The 18,754-nt window shown below is 61.2% G+C and carries 18 protein-coding genes; 5 read left to right on the top strand and 13 right to left on the bottom strand.

Annotated elements, in window-relative coordinates; genetic code table 11:
• Window positions 1-15: 15 nt before the first annotated feature.
• The 3 genes from atpA to ACP7E0_RS22795 form a co-directional block, all read right to left on the bottom strand.
• Window positions 16-1,545: a F0F1 ATP synthase subunit alpha gene (gene atpA, locus ACP7E0_RS22785; RefSeq protein WP_426128075.1), complete on the bottom strand. Its 1,530-nt coding sequence runs from the start codon at window positions 1,543-1,545 to the stop codon at window positions 16-18.
• The gene (locus tag ACP7E0_RS22790) at window positions 1,545-2,111 is read right to left on the bottom strand and encodes a F0F1 ATP synthase subunit delta (protein WP_426128076.1); all 567 of its coding nucleotides are present in this window, start codon (window positions 2,109-2,111) and stop codon (window positions 1,545-1,547) included. Before ACP7E0_RS22790 ends, atpA begins: the two co-directional genes overlap by 1 nt.
• Before the next feature lie 262 nt (window positions 2,112-2,373).
• Window positions 2,374-2,760 carry a DUF4345 domain-containing protein gene (locus ACP7E0_RS22795; protein ID WP_426128078.1) on the bottom strand — a complete coding sequence of 129 codons (387 nt, stop codon included), beginning with the start codon at window positions 2,758-2,760 and terminating at the stop codon, window positions 2,374-2,376.
• Between the two features lie 571 nt (window positions 2,761-3,331).
• On the opposite strand from ACP7E0_RS22795, the gene ACP7E0_RS22800 reads away from it, so the two are divergent.
• The gene (locus tag ACP7E0_RS22800) at window positions 3,332-4,057 is read left to right on the top strand and encodes a nucleotidyltransferase family protein (RefSeq protein ID WP_426128080.1); all 726 of its coding nucleotides are present in this window, start codon (window positions 3,332-3,334) and stop codon (window positions 4,055-4,057) included.
• 3 nt (window positions 4,058-4,060) lie between these two features.
• Here the strand turns inward: ACP7E0_RS22800 and ACP7E0_RS22805 are convergent, their stop codons facing one another.
• Complete coding sequence (locus ACP7E0_RS22805; RefSeq protein ID WP_426128082.1) at window positions 4,061-6,265, bottom strand: primosomal protein N'; 2,205 nt, start codon at window positions 6,263-6,265, stop codon at window positions 4,061-4,063.
• A gap of 96 nt (window positions 6,266-6,361) precedes the next feature.
• On the opposite strand from ACP7E0_RS22805, the gene fsa reads away from it, so the two are divergent.
• On the top strand, window positions 6,362-7,015 hold the full coding sequence (fsa, locus tag ACP7E0_RS22810) for a fructose-6-phosphate aldolase (RefSeq protein WP_113313881.1): 654 nt from the start codon (window positions 6,362-6,364) through the stop codon (window positions 7,013-7,015).
• 61 nt (window positions 7,016-7,076) lie between these two features.
• Here fsa and ACP7E0_RS22815 read toward each other — a convergent pair whose 3' ends face one another.
• Complete coding sequence (locus ACP7E0_RS22815; protein WP_426128085.1) at window positions 7,077-8,210, bottom strand: AAA family ATPase; 1,134 nt, start codon at window positions 8,208-8,210, stop codon at window positions 7,077-7,079.
• 9 nt (window positions 8,211-8,219) lie between these two features.
• The gene (locus tag ACP7E0_RS22820) at window positions 8,220-9,146 is read right to left on the bottom strand and encodes a GNAT family N-acetyltransferase (protein WP_426128087.1); all 927 of its coding nucleotides are present in this window, start codon (window positions 9,144-9,146) and stop codon (window positions 8,220-8,222) included.
• Between the two features lie 131 nt (window positions 9,147-9,277).
• Here ACP7E0_RS22820 and ACP7E0_RS22825 point away from each other — a divergent pair, with 131 nt between their 5' ends.
• The 3 genes from ACP7E0_RS22825 to ftsZ all read left to right on the top strand — a co-directional run bounded on the left by ACP7E0_RS22825 (window position 9,278) and on the right by ftsZ (window position 12,803).
• Window positions 9,278-10,219, top strand: coding sequence for a tyrosine recombinase XerC (locus tag ACP7E0_RS22825; protein ID WP_426128088.1), 942 nt, complete (start codon window positions 9,278-9,280; stop codon window positions 10,217-10,219).
• A 99-nt stretch (window positions 10,220-10,318) separates the two neighbouring features.
• Window positions 10,319-11,422, top strand: coding sequence for a TraB/GumN family protein (locus ACP7E0_RS22830; RefSeq protein ID WP_426128090.1), 1,104 nt, complete (start codon window positions 10,319-10,321; stop codon window positions 11,420-11,422).
• A 355-nt stretch (window positions 11,423-11,777) separates the two neighbouring features.
• The gene (gene ftsZ, locus ACP7E0_RS22835; protein WP_426128092.1) at window positions 11,778-12,803 is read left to right on the top strand and encodes a cell division protein FtsZ; all 1,026 of its coding nucleotides are present in this window, start codon (window positions 11,778-11,780) and stop codon (window positions 12,801-12,803) included.
• Between the two features lie 41 nt (window positions 12,804-12,844).
• On the opposite strand, the gene ACP7E0_RS22840 is transcribed toward ftsZ, so the two are convergent.
• From ACP7E0_RS22840 to ACP7E0_RS22870, 7 genes are all read right to left on the bottom strand, one after another.
• A complete protein-coding gene (locus ACP7E0_RS22840; protein WP_426128094.1) occupies window positions 12,845-14,110 on the bottom strand; it encodes a CHASE3 domain-containing protein in 1,266 nt (421 codons plus the stop codon).
• A gap of 114 nt (window positions 14,111-14,224) precedes the next feature.
• Window positions 14,225-14,716 carry a DUF2867 domain-containing protein gene (locus ACP7E0_RS22845; RefSeq protein WP_426128095.1) on the bottom strand — a complete coding sequence of 164 codons (492 nt, stop codon included), beginning with the start codon at window positions 14,714-14,716 and terminating at the stop codon, window positions 14,225-14,227.
• A gap of 101 nt (window positions 14,717-14,817) precedes the next feature.
• Entirely contained in the window at window positions 14,818-16,224 is a 1,407-nt protein-coding gene (gene lpdA / locus ACP7E0_RS22850) for a dihydrolipoyl dehydrogenase (protein WP_426128097.1), read from the bottom strand.
• Window positions 16,225-16,247: 23 nt separating this feature from the next.
• The gene (locus ACP7E0_RS22855; RefSeq protein WP_426128098.1) at window positions 16,248-17,006 is read right to left on the bottom strand and encodes an SDR family oxidoreductase; all 759 of its coding nucleotides are present in this window, start codon (window positions 17,004-17,006) and stop codon (window positions 16,248-16,250) included.
• On the bottom strand, window positions 17,003-17,497 hold the full coding sequence (locus ACP7E0_RS22860) for a hypothetical protein (protein WP_426128100.1): 495 nt from the start codon (window positions 17,495-17,497) through the stop codon (window positions 17,003-17,005). Before ACP7E0_RS22860 ends, ACP7E0_RS22855 begins: the two co-directional genes overlap by 4 nt.
• Window positions 17,498-17,499: 2 nt before the next feature.
• Window positions 17,500-18,141, bottom strand: coding sequence for a LysE family translocator (locus tag ACP7E0_RS22865; protein ID WP_426128102.1), 642 nt, complete (start codon window positions 18,139-18,141; stop codon window positions 17,500-17,502).
• 37 nt (window positions 18,142-18,178) lie between these two features.
• On the bottom strand, window positions 18,179-18,592 hold the full coding sequence (locus ACP7E0_RS22870) for an MAPEG family protein (RefSeq protein ID WP_426128103.1): 414 nt from the start codon (window positions 18,590-18,592) through the stop codon (window positions 18,179-18,181).
• Between the last annotated feature and the right edge of the window lie 162 nt (window positions 18,593-18,754).

Consider the following 18,754-nt stretch of genomic DNA (forward strand, 5'->3'; position numbering starts at 1 on the left):
CTAACTGGTACCCGATCAGGCGAAGGATTTCGCAAACGTGTCGATGGCAGACTTGAGCTTGCCCTTGACGTCGTCGCTGATTGCCTTGTCCTTGCGGATAGCCTCAAGAATGTCCTTGCCTTCGGAACGCATGTACGACAGCAGACCCTGCTCGAACGCGCCAACCTTGTTGACGGAGATCTTGTCGAGGTACCCGTTCACGCCGGCGAAGATGACTGCGACCTGTTCTTCCGTCTTCAGCGGCGAGAACTGCGGCTGCTTCAGGAGTTCGGTCAGACGCGCACCGCGGTTCAACAGGCGCTGCGTCGCAGCGTCAAGGTCGGAACCGAACTGAGCAAAGGCGGCCATTTCGCGATACTGAGCAAGCTCGCCCTTGATCGAGCCGGCAACCTGCTTCATCGCCTTGACCTGAGCGGCCGAACCGACGCGGGAAACCGACAGACCGACGTTCACCGCCGGGCGAATGCCCTGGTAGAACAGGTCGGTTTCAAGGAAGATCTGGCCGTCGGTGATCGAGATCACGTTGGTCGGGATGAACGCCGAAACGTCGTTACCCTGGGTTTCGATGACCGGCAGAGCGGTCAGCGAACCAGCGCCGTTGGCGTCGGAAAGCTTTGCAGCGCGCTCAAGAAGACGCGAATGCAGATAGAAAACGTCGCCTGGATAGGCTTCGCGGCCCGGAGGACGGCGCAGCAGCAGCGACATCTGGCGGTAGGAAACAGCCTGCTTGGAAAGGTCGTCGTAACCGATCAGGGCGTGCATGCCGTTGTCGCGGAAATATTCGCCCATCGCGCAACCGGCGAACGGTGCGAGATACTGCATCGGAGCCGGATCGGACGCCGTTGCAGCAACGATGATCGAATACTTCAGTGCGCCGCGCTCTTCGAGCACCTTGACGAACTGGGCAACCGTCGAACGCTTCTGGCCAATAGCGACATAGACGCAATACAGCTTTTCGGCTTCCGGACCATTGTCGTGAATGGCCTTCTGGTTGAGGATCGTGTCGAGAATGATGGCGGTCTTGCCGGTCTGGCGGTCGCCGATGACCAGCTCGCGCTGGCCGCGGCCAACCGGGATCAGGGCGTCGATGGCCTTGAGGCCGGTCGACATCGGCTCATGAACCGACTTGCGCGGGATGATGCCCGGAGCCTTGACGTCAACACGCGAACGGCGCGTTGCGTTGATCGGGCCCTTGCCGTCGATCGGATTGCCGAGCGCGTCAACGACGCGGCCGAGCAGTTCCGGACCAACCGGAACGTCAACGATGGCGCCGGTCCGCTTGACAGTGTCGCCTTCCTTGATGCCACGGTCGGCACCGAAGATAACCACACCGACATTGTCGGCTTCAAGGTTCAGCGCCATGCCGCGAATTCCACCCGGGAATTCCACCATCTCGCCGGCCTGGACATTGTCCAGACCGTAGACGCGGGCAATACCGTCACCGACGGACAGCACCTGGCCAACCTCGGAGACTTCTGCCTCCTGGCCGAAGTTTTTAATTTGATCTTTAAGAATTGCGGAAATTTCCGCGGCGCGGATATCCATCAGCCGACCTCTTTCAGTGCAAGCTTAAGGCTAGAAAGCTTTGTGCGAAGGGAAGTGTCAATCTGGCGGGACCCGACCTTGACGATCAGACCACCGAGAAGAGAGGGTTCAACCGTGACGTTGAGCGTCACGTCTTTGCCGGTGACGCCCTTGAGCGCCGCCTTCAATTCAGTCTGCTGCGCTGCCGACAGGGCATGAGCCGAAGTCACCTCAGCAGAAACTTCGCCACGATGACGGGCGGCGGTTTCGCGATAGGACTTGACGATGCCAGGCACTGCAAACAGGCGGCGATTGCGAGCAACCACCTTCAGGAAATTGCCGACCAGACCTGTAATTCCAGCCTTCACGATGATCGCGGAAATGGCCTTGAACTGGTCGTCGGCAGAAAAGATAGGGCTGACGATAAGGCGCTTCAGATCGGCGCTCTCGTTGATCAGCGACTGGAACTTGTCCAGATCCGCCCCTACGCTCTCCACCGAACCCGCTTCCAATGCGAGATCGAAAAGCGAAGACGCGTACCTTTCTGCAACACCGGAAATAAGCTGGGATGTGTCTGCCACGGGCACAAGCTTCTCTTATTTTAATTCAAAGGCGATGTCTGCGGAGAACCGTAAACCCAACACTTTGAATTTGTTGCTATATTTTAAAGGACATACAGGCCGGGCGGCCTGTTTCCCCCACAAGTCGCGGTTCGTCTAGCATAGGATATCTGGACTCGCAACACGCGAACCGCACGAATGCGCATAGTTGGGGCCGGATTGGCCAAATTTTGACAAAAATGGGGTATGAGCTGGCGAGGTCCGCGCTGTAGGGCCTGACTGACGGGGCTTAAACGAAGCCAAAGACATAGGCCAAGGGCAAAGCCGAAAGCGCGATCTGGACGATCAGATACAACCAGTTCACAACCGTATTGCCGCTATCCGACAGCATCGACAGGATGCGCCCGAATGCCGCAAGCGCAAAAGCAGCCCCCAGCGCCAGATAGACCATCGGCTGGGCCAACAGCAGTGCGGCGATGCCAAGCCCGAGGTGGAAACCACCCATCGTCGAGCGCGCCTCAGCATAACCACCACGCCGGCCTTCGCGCAGATCGATCCCCAGCGCCCGAAAGGCGATGCCCGGAGCAAACAGAAAGACAAGCCCGAGCAGCGACGTGACGACGGCTGCGCAAAACGCCAGGAACTCTCCCGTTTCCGTCGGAATGTAGAATTCCATGTCATATCCCCGTTTTCGATCTGCCGATTCGCTTATCGCACAGACGGATTCTGCCTGAAAGCGCAGAAACCTCGCCCATAGATTTGCCGGGTCAGCCGTTTCTTTCCACGAATTGAAGACAACATATTGAAAAATAAAATATTATCCCTGTTTAAGGGAAATTTTCCGCAAAAGGGATAATTCTTGAATTGCTCTTCCTGAAGACTATTATCCCTTTTCCTCAAGAATTCTCCATGAAGGGGATAACGTGTATAGTATCAATATACTAAGCGGAGAAAAAGCGCGCCAGATCATCGATACCGAGCAGGTTTACCTCGCCTGGAGGACGGCTTCCCGGGAGTTGGCGGCGCGATATGCAGGCTCCATGGCATTCAAAAAGGTTGGCAAGCGCGAATACCTTTATCGAAAGGCTGAAAGGACCTGGAAATCGCTGGGGCCGCGCGGCGAGGAAACAGAAGGCATTTTCGCAAGCTTTCACGACGGCCGCCGAACGCTGCGTGACGCGGTTGCGAGCTTGGTGCGACGCCTGAATGAGCTTGCCGCTGTCAATCGTGCAATGGGGCTGGGAAGGATGCCGTTGATCGCGGCGAGAATACTGCGCGCCACGGATTCAGCCCATCTGATGGGTTCGGCTCTCGACATTGCAGGCACACATTGCCTCTTTGCCTACGAGCGCCTGGCCGGTGTGCACATAGACAGCCAACTCGTCGCCACCGGCGACATAGATCTTTTACTCGACAGACGGACAAGTTTGCGGTTGCTTGCAAGACATATGCCGCAGGAGGGTTGGCTCGGCCTGTTGACGTCCGTTGATCAGTCCTTTCGCTTGCTTTCGAAGGGCAGCTATCGAGCAGTCAACAAGGATGGCTTCCTTGTCGATCTGATTACGCCCCAATCTGCCGATCCCATAAAGCCCGGCAGATTGGAAACTCCCCACGCAACCGACCTGACGCCCGTCGAGATTGAGGGTCTAAAATGGCTCGTCAACAGTCCGAAAATCGAACAGACCGTACTGGACGCGCGCGGGTTTCCGTTGACGATGTCGGTACCCGACCCGCGCAGCTTCGCTCTCCACAAGATCTGGGTTAGCGAAAGGGAGGATCGCGACCCACTCAAGCAACGGCGGGATAAGGATCAGGCCTATCTTGTCGCCGAGTTGATCGCCAAACACCTGCCGCATTTGAGCTTCGAAGATTCAGCCCTTAATGCGCTTCCACTGGAATTGAGACGCCGGGCAGCAACGTTGGCTGCCGAAACAAGAGAAATCACCCCGCCTTCCCTTGAACCTGATTGGTAAACCTCACAAAAAACTCTGCGGATCGATATCGAGCTGCACGCTCACCGAGCCGCGCATCTTCGGTCCGTTGGCCATCATCGTTTTGACGAAAGCCTGCATGTCGCTGTTGCGGCGGCCGTGGACCAGCAGCCGGAAACGGTGGCGGCCGCGGATCAGCGCCAGGGGCGCCTCCGCCGGACCTAGAATGCTGATGCCGCTGACCTTGGGGGCTGCTTGCCGCAGGCCGCGCGCATGCCCCTCGGCATCGGCGCGGGTATCGGCCGAGACGATGATGGAGGCAAGCCGTCCGAAGGGCGGCAGAAGTGCCTTTTCCCGCTCGCTAATCTCGCGTTCGTAGAAGGCATCCGAATCGCCCGACACGATCGCCTGCATCACCGGGTGCTGCGGCTGGTAGGTTTGCAAAAGGCCAAGGCTCTTCAGGCCGGTTCGCCCGGCCCGGCCCGTCACCTGGCTGAGCAGCTGGAATGTGCGCTCGGCCGCGCGCGGATCGCCGTTGGCAAGGCCGATATCGGCATCGACGATGCCGACGAAGGTCATCATCGGAAAGTTATGCCCCTTGGCGACCAGTTGCGTGCCGACGACGATATCCGCCTCGCCCTTGGCGATGGCCTCCAGCTCCAGACGCAGGCGCTTGACGCCCATCAGGTCGGAGGACAGCACGATGGTGCGGGCATCGGGAAAATGCCGGTCGACTTCTTCGGCGATCCGCTCGACGCCCGGGCCGCAGGCGACCAGATGATCGAGCGTGCCGCATTCCGGGCAGCTCTCCGGCGTTTTCTCCGCATAGCCGCAATGATGGCACTGGATCTGGCCGCGAAACCGGTGCTCGACCAGCCAGCTGGAGCAATCCGGGCATTGGAACCGATGGCCGCAGACCCGGCAGAGCGTCAGCGGCGCATATCCGCGCCGGTTGAGAAACAGAAGCGCCTGCTCGCCGCGCTCCACCGCCTTGCCGATATAGCGCAGCAGGACGGGCGACAGGAAGCCGCCGCGCTCCGGCGGATGCTTGCGCATATCGACGAGGCCGAGATCCGGTAGTGCCGCATCGCCGAACCGGGTCGGCAGGTGGATCGGATTATAACGGCCAAGATCGCCGTTGACCCGGCTTTCCACCGATGGCGTGGCAGAGACAAGCACGATCGGAAACTCGCCGATCCGGGCCCGCACCACCGCCATGTCGCGTGCATTATAGAAGACACGGTCTTCCTGCTTGTAGGCCGGGTCATGTTCTTCATCGACAATAATGAGACCAAGATTTTCGAACGGCAGGAACAGGGCCGAGCGCGCACCGGCCACGACTCGCACCCCGCCCTCCGTCACCTGCCGCCAGACTTTTTCCCGGGTGCGGGGAGCGAGATCTGAATGCCATTCGGCCGGTTTCGAGCCGAACCGGTCCTGGAAACGTTCGAGGAAACTCGCCGTCAGCGCAATTTCCGGCAGGAGGATCAGCACCTGCTTGCCGGCCTTCAAGGTCGCGGCGATCGCCTCGAAATAGACCTCGGTCTTGCCTGAACCGGTAATGCCGTCGATGAGCGAGACAGAAAAACCGCCGGCATCGACGCTTTCGAGCAGATCCAGCGCAGCCTGCTTCTGCGGCCCTTCAAGCCGATGCTCTGTATAGTCCGGATCGGGTAATGCCACCACCGGCGGCGGCGGCATGAAAACCGTCTCGAACACACCCTGCGCCGTCAGCCCGTCGATGACGCTGGACGAGGTGCCGGCGGCATGGGCAAGCCCCGACCGCGTCCAGGTAAAACCATTGTCGGCCGTGGCGATCACCCGTTCGCGCGCCGAGGTCATCCGCTCCGGCCGTGTCTCGGTCAGCCGCAAGCCCTCGATCATCGGTTCCGGATCGAACGCCGCCGGGGCCCGCAGCGCCATGCGCGCAACAAGACCGGGTGGCGAAACGGTGTAGGTCGCCACCCAATCGAGGAAAGTCCGCATGTCCTTTGCCAATGGCGGGCAATCGAAGACACGGGTAATGGCCTTGAGTTTCTTCGGATCGACGCTGCCGTCGTCGATCCCGTCCCAGACCACGCCCAGCACCTGGCGGGGTCCGAGCGGCACCTGGACGATCGATCCGGGCTCGACAGCCATTCCCTCCGGCACGGCATAGGAGTATGGTTTCGGGGCGGGCATCGGCACCAGAACGGGCACGACACGGCGGGCGAACAGGTCGTCAAACAAATCGGTCGAATCTTCAGTCATCGGCCGTGACCTTGCCTCCGGATTGCGTTAAAGAAAACCCCGAAACAACACAGCAGCCCGCGCATCGCCCGCCCGAGCGCCGAAAGGGAGAATTCCATGAAGTTTTTTGTCGATACAGCCGATGTCAATGAAATCCGGGAGTTGAACGACCTGGGCCTCGTCGACGGCGTCACGACCAACCCTTCGCTGATCCTGAAGTCCGGCCGTAACATCCTGGAAGTGACCAAGGAAATCTGCGGCATCGTCGATGGCCCGGTTTCGGCCGAAGTGGCTGCCACGGACTACGAAACGATCATGAAGGAAGCGGCTGTCATTTCCAAGATCGCCGACAATATCTGCATCAAGGTGCCTTTGACGCTCGACGGCCTCAAGGCCTGCAAGAACCTGTCGTCGGATGGTCACCTGACCAACGTGACTTTGTGCTTCTCGGCCAACCAGGCCCTGCTCGCCGCCAAGGCTGGCGCCACCTTCGTGTCGCCCTTCGTCGGCCGCCTCGACGACATCGCCTTCGACGGCATGGACCTGATCCGCGAAATCCGCCAGATTTTTGACAACTACGGCTACGAGACCGAAATCCTCGCCGCCTCGATCCGCACGGTCAACCACGTCAAGGAAGCCGCCCTGATCGGCGCCGACGTCATCACCGCTCCGCCGGCAACGCTGAAGGCACTGGTCAAGCACCCGCTGACCGACAAGGGCCTCGAAACTTTCCTAGCCGACTGGGCCAAGACCGGCCAGAAGATCGCCTGATTTTTTTCAGGTTTTGGAATGAACGAAGAGCCCTGCGAGACGATCGCGGGGCTTTTTGTTTTCAATCATCATCCTCATCGATCACGCCCGTCAGCCGCATGCCTTCGATCCAGGTCGCGCCATCGTTGCGGATCACCCGTTTCGGGCGCGTTCCGCATCGCTTGTGGATTTCCGCCGCCAGGAGCTCGGAATGGGTGACGATCCAGATCTGGCTGTCGGCCGAAGCACTGGCGATCATTTCGGCAAGTGCCGGCAGCATATCGGGATGCAGGCTGGTTTCCGGCTCGTTGAGGGCGATGAAGCGCGGTTTGCGATAGGAGAGCAGCGCGCCGGCAAGAGCCAGGAACCGCATCTGGCCATCCGACAGTTCGCGCGGCGAAAACTGGCGTTGCGGGAAATCCGGAAAGACCAGCGAGAACTCGGCAAACTCTTCCGGTTCCGGCACTACCAGCCGCGCACCGCCGAAGGCATCGGTAATGGCGCGGTCGAGATCGACCGTATCCTGGCGGGTATGAAACAGCGTTGCAAAGACGGCGGCAAGGTTGGAGCCGTCCTCATCCAGCATCGGCGCGGTGACGGCAAGGCAGGGGGAGCGCAGCGGCGAATCGCGGTCGGTGCGAAAGCCATGAAAAAACCGCCAGCCGTCGATCGCCCGCCGGAACGTACCGATCTCCGGATAATGCCCGGCATCGCCGAGAAGCGCGATGGCGGTTTCCGAGGTCAGCGCCTGTTCCGGATGCTCCTCCATCCGGCCGGCAGCGTTTCTGACGAAAATGCCCGGCCCCGCCCGCTTCATCACCGTGACCGGACGGCCGGCGTCGACCTTCAGTTCCTCCTCCTTCACCTGCGGTTCGAAGACGAACCCGGCAGCAGCCTTCGCCGGGCGCAACCCAGCCTCGACGCGGTAGAGGAAGCTCAACGCATGGACATCATCGAGTAACTCAACTTCAAGCTTGATCCGCACCGGATCGCCGCTCCGGCGCTTTCCGCTCCACAACGCCGAAGCCATGCCGCCTTCGCGGGCGATCTCGTGGGCCAGCCGTCCGCGCACGGCGGCCTGAATCAGCTGCAGGGCGCGGTAGAGATTGGACTTGCCTACACCGTTTTCGCCGATGAACAGGTTGACGCCTGCCATATCCATGCGGATGGATTTGAGCGACCGGTAATTAGCGGCGAACATGGAGCGAATCTGCATGACGCAGATTTACCCGATCGTCTCCGGCAACGGAACCGGATTGCGGAACCGGGCATCACCGTCAAAGGCGAGATCGACCACGGTGTGCCGCTCCAGGGCCCGCGTCACCTCGACCGGGTCCCCATCCAGCGCATCCGGCTGGATCAGGTTGCCGATGGTGAAATCGAACAAGTCGCCCTTCTTGTTCAGAAGCTCATGGAACACAGTCATGTCGCGCAGTTCCGTCGACCATTTGGCCAGCCAGTAGAACAGCCCGGAATTGCGCGCCGACATGTGCACCGGCAGGATCGGCAGATTGTACTTGCGGGCAAAGCCGACGGCCGAGGTCTTCCACGGGCGTTCATTGAGCCGTCCTTCCGCCCAATAGGCGATGCGGCCGGACGGAAACAGCACCGTCGCCTTGCCTTGCGAGATCGCCCGGTTGGTGATCTCAAGCGTTTCGCGCGCTTTCAGCTTGCTCTTGTAATCCTCGCGCCACTCGACCGGGATGACCATTTCGGCAAAGCGCGGATTGACCCGGATGGCATCGCGATTGGCAAAGAACATCATGTCAGGGCGGCGGTTTTTCAAAAGATCGAACACGGCGATACCATCGGCAATCCCGGTCGGGTGGTTGCTCACCAGAAGGAAGCCGCCCTTTTCGGGAATACGCTCTTCGTTGTGCACGCGGATATCCAGCGAAAGCGTCCGGCTCAGATGCTCGAACGCCTGGAAGCCCGGCACGTTGGCTACGGCATCGGCAAACTCGATCGCCTTGCGGTAATTCAGCACCGTATAGAGAAACGGCCGCATCACCGGCCAGAGCGGATGCTTGACGATGCGCTGGCCACGCTCGGCAATCAGCGTATCGACGATATGGCCGGGCTGGCCGTGCGACACCAGCGCGACCGTCTCCGCGAAGTAGGTGAAACCGCTTGCCGAATGCCGTCGCGCCATCGCTTCTTCCGCCTCGTCTGCGCCTGAGCTATCGCAGTTGAATATGATCCGAGCATGACAAATTCCAAGGGCCGTTAGGAAAAACATAACCGGCTGGCGCGCAGAGTCGTGCTCATCTCGAAACGCGGAGCATGGCTGTGAACGAACTCTTGATCATAGGTCATCCCGAGCTGATGGCCGAGCGCCAGCGCTGGCTTTCCGGCCTCGGCGAGGAGCGGCGCCTGTCGGACAAAACCGTCGAGGCCTATGAGCGCGACACACGGCAATTCCTGCATTTCCTCACCGGCCACCTCAGCGGCCCGGCCAGGCTGAGCGACATCAGCGCGCTGCGCCCTGGCGACCTGCGCGGCTTTCTTGCCTCCCGCAGACGGGATGGTGCGGGTGCCAGAACCCTTGGGCGCGGACTGGCGGGCCTTCGCTCCTTTCTGCGCTATCTGGAAAAGAAGGGCCTTGCAAATGCCGCCGGCGCCTCTGCCGTGCGCTCGCCAAAACAACCGAAATCGCTGCCGAAGCCGCTGACGGCTATCGATGCCCTGATGGTCGTCACCAGCGACGCTCAGCTTGCTGACGAACCCTGGATCGCTACCCGCAACGCCGCCGTGCTGACGCTGCTTTATGGCTGCGGCCTGCGCATTTCCGAAGCGCTGGACCTGACGCCGGCCGATTTTGCCGGTGCGCCGACCGCACTACGCATTCACGGCAAGGGCGGCAAGACCCGCATCGTGCCGCTGATATCGGCGGCGATCGACGCGGTGCGTGCCTACGAAAAACTCTGCCCCTATCATCTGGCAACGGATGGTCCGCTGTTTCGCGGCGCCAAGGGGGGCAAGCTGCAGGCGGGGATCATCCAGCGCGAGATGCAGAAACTGCGCGGCGCGCTCGGCCTGCCGGATACGGCAACGCCACATGCCCTGCGCCATTCCTTCGCCACGCATCTTCTGGCCGGTGGCGGCGACCTCAGGACCATCCAGGAGCTGCTCGGCCATGCCAGCCTGTCGACGACGCAGGTCTATACTGGCGTCGATTCGGCAAGGCTCTTGGAAATCTACGACCGGGCGCATCCACGCGCCTGAATTTTGCCAGTTAACGCGCATTAACCAGATTTGTTAAACGGCCCGTGAGGCCTGGGCGGCTAGAATCGCCCGATAGAGTTTTCGCAGACAGGATCGACTATGTTTCAGCATTTGGCAAAACCGGCACGTAGCCTGGTCAGCACATTGGCCGGCAGGTTGGGCGACAATGTCCTTGCGCTGATCGCCACGCTGCACGTCCTGTTTGCGATGAGCCTGATCGTCACTCTCTTGTCGATCTCGCCAGCCCGTGCGCAAGACGCGTCCTGTGGCGGCAAGAACTTGATTGCCGAGATGCAAACCTCCGATCCGGCCAAGTTCGCGGCGCTGGAAAAGGAAGCGGCGGCCATTCCGAACGGCAGGGGCACCTTCTGGAAGATCGAGAAGGCGGGCATTGCGCCATCCTATCTGCTCGGCACCATGCATGTGACCGATCCGCGCGTGCTGGCCATGCCGGCAGGCGCCAGCCAGGCCTATGACACCACCAAGACCGTCATCGTCGAATCCGACGAGATCGTCGATGATCGCAAGGCAGCCGCCGCGATCATGATGCAGCCGGGACTGACGATGTTTGCCGACGGCAAGACGATAAAGGATTTCTTGAAGCCCGAAGAGATCGAAAAACTATCGGCCGGGCTGAAGGCGCGCGGCATCCCGTTGACGCTGGTAGCGAAGATGAAGCCATGGATGATCGCGAGCTTCGTTGCCCTGCCCGCCTGCGAAATGAGCCGAAAGGCTGCCGGTGCCGCCTTCCTCGACAAGAAGCTGGCCGAAGATGCCCTGAAACAGGGCAAGAGCCTGAAAGGGCTGGAGACCCTGGTCGAGCAATTGCAGGCAATGGATGCCCTGCCGGTGCAGTTTCATCTGGAAGCACTGATCGAGACATTGGCGCTCGGCGATACCATCGCCGACGTCATGGAAACGACCACCGAACTCTATCTCTCCGGCGATACAGGCCTGATCATGCCGATGATGAAAGCCGTTTCGGAAGAAAAATCCGCCGTGGACGACGCAGGCTATGCCGATTTCGAGCAACGCATCATCACCAACCGCAACAAGACCATGGCAACCCGCGCCAAGCCGATCCTTAACAGTGGCGCCGCCTTCATGGCCGTCGGCGCCCTGCATCTGCCCGGAAACGAAGGCGTGATCGAGCTTCTGCGCAAGGACGGCTTTACCATCACCAGCATGTCGGCCGCCAACTGAGCAACGTCTTGTCTCTTCTCCCCTGCGGGGAGAAATGCCGAACGCGGTGAGGCGATGAGAGGGTGGTTCGGCATATTCCGCACCTGCGGCTCCCCCCTTGTCCGGCCTTTCAGGCCACCTTCTCCCCCGCTGGGGAGCAGAGGAAGTGCTCCCGAACGACCCCTTTACCCCCTCCAGACCGTTCGCCGGCACAGCAATTTTAGCTGTGACTCTTGCACCCGTGCCGTCTCTCTGCCTTTTTGCCAGAATAACCTGCGGCAGCCTGATTCGCGCCCGCTCCGCTTCGCATTCGATGCAGCTCCCGGAACGCGCTTCCACATGCCGGGGCCGCAAGCACGTCCAAGGAGACGACGAGATGACAGAGATCAAAAAACCCGTGATTTCGGAAATGAGACCGAAGATCACGGTCATCGGCGTCGGCGGCGGCGGCGGCAATGCCATCAACAATATGATCACCGAGGGCCTGCAGGGCGCCGAATTCGTCGCGGCCAACACCGATGCGCAGGCGCTGACCATGTCGAAGGCGACCCGGCTGATCCAGCTCGGCGCGCAGGTGACCGAGGGTCTCGGCGCCGGTTCGCTTCCCGAGGTTGGCCGTGCGGCGGCAGAAGAATCGATCGACGAGATCATGGATCATCTCGGCGGCACCCATATGTGTTTCGTCACCGCCGGCATGGGTGGTGGTACAGGTACCGGTGCAGCTCCCGTCATCGCGCAGGCGGCCCGCAATGCCGGCATCCTGACGGTGGCTGTGGTCACCAAGCCGTTCAGCTTCGAAGGCAAGCGGCGCATGCAATCGGCCGAGGAAGGCATCGAGCGGCTGCGTGAAGCGGCCGATACCGTCATCGTCATTCCCAACCAGAACCTCTTCCGCATTGCCGATGCCAAGACCACCTTTGCTGATGCCTTCGTTATTGCCGACCGGGTTCTCTATTCCGGCGTCGGCTGCATCACGGACCTGATCGTCAAGGAAGGCCTGATCAACCTCGACTTCGCCGACGTCAAATCGGTGATGAAGGGCATGGGCCGCGCCATGATGGGCACCGGCGAAGCCAGTGGTGATGGCCGCGCCTCCAAGGCCGCCGAAGCGGCGATCGCCAATCCGTTGCTCAGCGAAGTCTCGATGAAGGGCGCCAAGGGCGTGCTGATCTCGATCTCCGGCGGTTCCGACATGACGCTGTTCGAAGTCGACGAAGCTGCCACCCGCATCCGCGAGGAAGTCTATGAGGATGCCGACATCGTCGTCGGCGCTATCTTCGACAAGAGCCTCGACGGCGTGTTCCGCGTTTCCGTCGTTGCCACCGGCCTCGACGGCCAGGCTGCGGGCGCCGATACCGGCGCTGTTGCCGCCCAGCTGGCCCAGATTCGTACACTGCAGTAAGCGTATTCAGCTCCGACGCCGGTCACCCGGCGTCGGAGCCCTCACGTCAGTATCCCGGCAACTTCGGCCGCCGGATCAAACCGCACCCGGAAAGCGCTGACGGGATGGGCGATGTTCTTCACCTTTAGGAAGCCCAGGTCATCGAAACTCAGGTGCCTCTGCTTGCGGATATGATCGCGCACCGCGCGAGAAATGCAGATGCCGCCGGGATCCGCCATCGGCTCCAGCCGAGCCGCAACATTCACCGTATCGCCGAAGACATCCCCGTCCTGCACGATCACGTCACCGACATTGATACCGATGCGGAACATCAGATGCTGTTCTTCCGGCAGCTCCCCATTGTCGGCAGCCATCGCCCCCTGGATCTCCACCGCACAATCGATTGCTGATAGGGCGCTGGCAAAGGCGACGAGCACGCTGTCGCCGGCCGTAGTGACGATGCTGCCGCTGTGGCTGGCAATGATCGGATCGATGCGATCGCGCATCTCTTTCAGCCGCGTCAGGGTCTGGGCTTCATCGCTCTCCATCATCCGGCTATAGCCGACGATATCGGCCGCCATGATGGCGAGCAGCTTGCGATCGAGCTGCTGCAACAACTCATCGCGCGATGCCTCCGCCGATCGTGCCCGCCGCAGCGTGGCGCGCACCGCAATCACGCCCATGAGGGCGGTCAGAAGCGCCAGCCCGATCACCATCATCTCCAGGACAAACCCGGCGCGCCGCGCCTGATTGGCCCGCACGGTCATCAGGCTTTCCTCTTCCGTGCGCGTGCGCTCCAGAACGTCGCGCACGCCGTCCATCAGGACCTTGCCCTGGCCATTGCGCAGCACGGAGACGGCCGCCGCCTCATCGCCGGCGCGGCGGCGCTCGACGGTCTGGCGCAGCTCCGACAGTTTCTGCGTGGTCAGAGATCGCAGCACGGCGATATTGCCGTCCTGGCGGCGGTTGTCGGAAACCCCGGTTGCGAGGCTTTCCACGCTGGCGCTGATCGCGCTGACCGCCTTGTCATAGGGCTCGAGATAGAAGGGGTCGCCGGTCAGGAGGTAGCCGCGCTGGCCGATTTCGGCATCCTGGAGCTGGGACTGCACGACCGAGATCAGGCGCTCATTGCGAACCGTGTGGGCGACGGCCTCATCGGCCTCCTGTCCCTTCTTGGACACCCAGAAGGAGGCGCCCAGGAGAAGGACGACGAACACGGCGACGCCGACTGTGATCATCCGTAGATTTTGCCCGGCCTCGCTGATGCGCCGGATGACCGTAGAGGCTTTCGGGCCGGAGATTTTGGGCGCGCTGAAATCGGATGCCACGGATACCTGCCTTGCCACCGGCACCGGTGGCACCGTCAAGAAAAAATGGCGCGGAACCGCGGTTTTACAAGGGCTGGCCGACAGCGTTATGAGAATACCCTGCGGCCGGAAATGTCAGCGCATGGCCATTCCGGGACGGGCAAGCCGCGCCAGCATCGTCTTGACGATCAGCCGGTGAAACGGTGTGATGACGGCGATATAGATCTTTCCGAGCAGGATCTTGCGGCGCACCAGCGTCGTCACACTGACCCTCTGGGCCAGCTCGCCCGCCTGGCGCACATCGACAACGATACGGAAATCCAGATGGGTATCGTCAAAGCCGAGCACAGCCTGTTCGCTCGATTGCGAGATGATGGGGAAAAAACCGATCATCTCAGCCTTGCCGTTGGCACCCGAACTCTTCAAGCCGAAGGGGCTGACAACGGCGTTTCGCAGCCACATCAAAGCGCGGACCCAGGTTGGAAAATCACCCAATGCCCGCTTGGCCGCAGAGATGGCGGTGGTCGCCTGGCCGGGCACCAGAAGGTCGTAACAATCCGCCCAATCGGCTAGAGGCAGTGCTGAATGAGGCAGGGTAACCGGAACTGTGTGGGGGCGTTGGGGCATAGGCGGCACTCCTTGAATACGCTGATCCTAGACCGCATGCTCAGGAGCCGCAAAGGGGCCGATTGTCACGGCCCCTCCCAGTTTTTCCGATGTAGATTTTTTTACATATGGATCGGCTTGAAGAAGGTGGCGAGTGCCGCTTCCTTCACCGCTTCCGACATGGTCGGGTGCGCATGGCAGGTGCGGCCGAGATCTTCCGAAGAACCGCCGAATTCCATCAGCACGGTGATTTCGTGGATCATCTCGCCGGCGCCGAAGCCAACGATATGACCGCCGAGAACACGGTCGGTATTCTTGTCGGCAAGGATCTTCACGAAACCGTCAGTCTCCAGCATCGCGCGGGCGCGGCCGTTTGCCGTGAACGGGAACTTGCCGACCTTGTAGGCGATGCCTGCGGCCTTCAGCTCTTCCTCGGTCTTCCCCACGGAGGCGACTTCCGGCTGGGTGTAGACCACGCTCGGGATGACGTCATAGTTCACGTGACCGGCCTGGCCGGCGATGATCTCGGCAACCGCAACACCTTCGTCCTCCGCCTTGTGGGCGAGCATCGGGCCGCGCACGACGTCTCCCAGCGCATAGATGCCGGGAACGCTGGTGAGGAAATGATGGTCGATCTCGACGCGGCCGCGGTTGTCCATGACGACGCCGGCTTCGGCCAGGCCGAGGCCATCGGTGAACGGCTTGCGGCCGGTGGCGATCAGAACGACATCGGCGTCGATGGTCGCAGCATCACCGCCCTTGACCGGCTCATACGTCACCTTGGCACCCTTGCCGGACTTTTCAACGCCGGTCACCTTGGCGCCGAGTTTGAAATCGATGCCCTGCTTGGCGAGCATCCGCTGGAACTGCTTGGAGACTTCGCCATCCATGCCGCCAAGAATGGTATCGAGATATTCGACGACGGTGACCTTGGCGCCGAGACGCGACCAGACCGAGCCGAGCTCCAGACCGATGACGCCGCCGCCGACCACGACCATGGTGGCCGGAACTTTTTCCAGCGCCAGGCCTCCGGTGGACGAGATGATGATCGTCTCGTCGATCGCGACCTCGACGCCCGGAATGCCGGCAACATCGGAACCGGTGGCGATGACCACGTTCTTGGTCTCGATGATCTGCTCTTCACCCTTGTCGTTGGTGACGGAGACCTTGCCTTCGCCGAGCACCTTGCCGGTGCCCTGGAAGGTGTCGATCTTGTTCTTCTTGAACAGGAAGGCGACGCCATCGACGTTGGATTTGACGGTCGCGTCCTTGTGCGCCAGCATCTTGGGCAGGTTCAACTTGGGGGCTGCGACTTCGACGCCGAGCGCATCGATGCCGTGGCCGACCTGGTGGAACACTTCCGACGCATGCAGCAGGGCCTTCGAGGGGATGCAGCCGATGTTGAGGCAGGTGCCGCCATAGGTGGCACGCTTCTCGATGACGCCAACCTTGAGGCCGAGCTGGGCCGCCTTAATGGCGCAGACATAGCCGCCGGGGCCGGTACCGATAACGATGAGATCATAAGCCATGGGAAAGTCCTTCCTGAGAGCGGCTAGCGTCCGCCGCTGACGTTGAGAATGGCGCCCGTTACATAGGACGATGAAGGGGAAAGCAGGTAAAGAACGGCATCGGCGACCTCTTGCGCGGTACCCGGCCGTTTCATGGGAATTGTTGGTCCGAGTTCGCGGGCGCGGTCGGGAAGCCCGCCCGACGCGTGGATATCCGTATCGATGACACCGGGGCGCACCGCATTGACGCGAATGCCGTCCGAGACGACTTCGCGGGCAAGGCCAACGGTAAATGTATCGATCGCCCCCTTCGAGGCGGCATAATCGACATATTGTCCGGCCGAGCCGAGCACGGCCGCCATCGAGGAAATATTGACAATGACGCCACCCTTGCCGCCATGGCGCACCGACATGCGCCGGACGGCCGCCGCCGCACAGAGGATCGAACCGGACACATTGACCCGCAGCATGCGCTCCAGCCGGTCCGAGGTAATCTCATCGATCCGCGCCGGAACGCCGACAATGCCGGCATTGTTGACCAGACCGTCGAGACGGCCGAACCTCTTGTCGATCGCCGCAAAAATGGCAGTAATCCCGGCTTCACTGCCGACGTCACCTTCCACCGCAATGGCCGTACCGCCCTCTGCCTCAATCGCAGCCACGACCGCGTCGGCGGCAGGCCGGTTGGAGGCATAGTTGACGGCAACCGCCCAGCCCTGTTCGGCCGCCGACCGACAGATGGCCGCACCAATGCCGCGGCTGCCGCCGGTGACCAGCAGAACGGGCCTGTCATTCCGCGTCATTGGCCGCATTCCTTGAAGGTCAGAACATCCCAGGGCGCGACGGTCGCCTTGCCCCAGATCGATGAATTGCGGATGGCTGGGCCGAAATCAGGCAGCAGGACCTGCGAGGCAGCCTCCAGGCCCTCTCCGGGCAATGAGGCGACCTTGCCGTCGGGACTGACGGAATAGATCACACCCTGCCAGACGGTGCAGGCGGCGATATCGTCGCCGGTGACGTCGCCTTCCGGGCAATTGTTCATGATCATGCCGTTGGCGCGCGCTGGTTCATCCGATTGCATCACGATACCGTCAAGCACCAGATTGGTCTTGGCGACCTTGACCTTGAAATGATTGCTGGTGGCGGCACTCGCGGAACCGACCGGCTCGAACCGCAGTTCATAGGCACCATCGGCATCGCCATAGATTGCCTGTTCCTGCAGGCAACCAGCAGCAAACGCCGGCGAAACCGCCAGCAATGCGCTCAAGGTCGATGCGAAAGCGGCAAGACGCATGCTCAGGCCGCCTTTTCGGTGGCGAGCTTCAGGCCAAGCGCAATGAAGACCAGACCGCTGGCGCGGTCGATCCACTGGCTGGCACGCGAGAAGGCAGCGCGCATCTTCGGCGTCGTCATGAACAGGCTGACACCGACGAACCAGAGGATCAGGCAGCTCGCCATCACCAGGCCGTAGCCGAACTTGACCATGATCGGCGTATGAGCGCTGACCACCGTCGAGAAGATCGACAGGAAGAAGAACACCGGCTTCGGGTTCAGCGCGTTGGCGGCAAAGCCGAGACCGAACGCCTTCAGCCCTGACTGACGCTTTTCGCCGACGCGGACGCCTTCGGCCTGCGCCGTCATGTCGGTCTTGCCGGCCCGCAGCGACTTGATGCCGATATAGAGAAGGTAAGCGACACCGCACCATTTGACGATGTTGAACAGGGTGATCGACTGCGAGATCAGGAGGCCGAGACCGAGGATCGTGTAGGTTACATGGAACATCAGTGATGTGCCGACACCGAACGACGTGATGACGGCGGAGCGGCGGCCGTTGACGATCGACTGGCGCATGACCATCGCAAGATCGGCGCCCGGCGAAACGATAGCGAAGGAAAAAATCGCCATCAGCGAGGCGAGTTCGAACAGATAGGGATGCACGGCAGTGTCTCCGGTCGTTTACGGGTTCCGATATCCGTCAGAAGATAAGCACGGCCGTCATGACGAGCAAGCCTATGAGCGATCCGACCCAGACGAGCGAGCGGACATAGGGAATGCCCGCCAGGTAGAGCGGGATATAGACGATCCGGCAGACAAGCCACAGCCAGGCGCCAACCAGGCCCCAGCCGCTCAAATCGCCTGTGATGGCGAGCGACACAGCCAGACCGATGAAGGCCGGGTAGGTTTCGCGGAAATTGGCAAACGCCCGTTCCGCGCGTCCGGCAAAGACGCCGGACGGCTTTTGTCCATCGTCGCGCGCCCCGGCATTCCATGCCGATCCCAGTTCCAGCGTGGCGGGAATGCTCTGCAGCCCGATATGGACGGCAAGCAGCACCACACTCCATGCGAGAAGCGTGATGAAAGGCGATACCGCCAGAACTGCTGCGTCCATTGAAGACTATTCCCTTTTGATCGACTGAGCTCTTTTATTGCAAAGCCCCTCACCCTAACCCTCTCTCCGCTCGCGGGGATAGGGGACGACGGAGCCAGCCTCTTGGCCCTTCTCACCGCAAGCGGGGAGAAGGTGGCCGACAGGCCGGATGAGGGGCCTCAA

Source organism: Pararhizobium sp. PWRC1-1, assembly GCF_049897905.1.
GTDB lineage: Bacteria > Pseudomonadota > Alphaproteobacteria > Rhizobiales > Rhizobiaceae > Pararhizobium.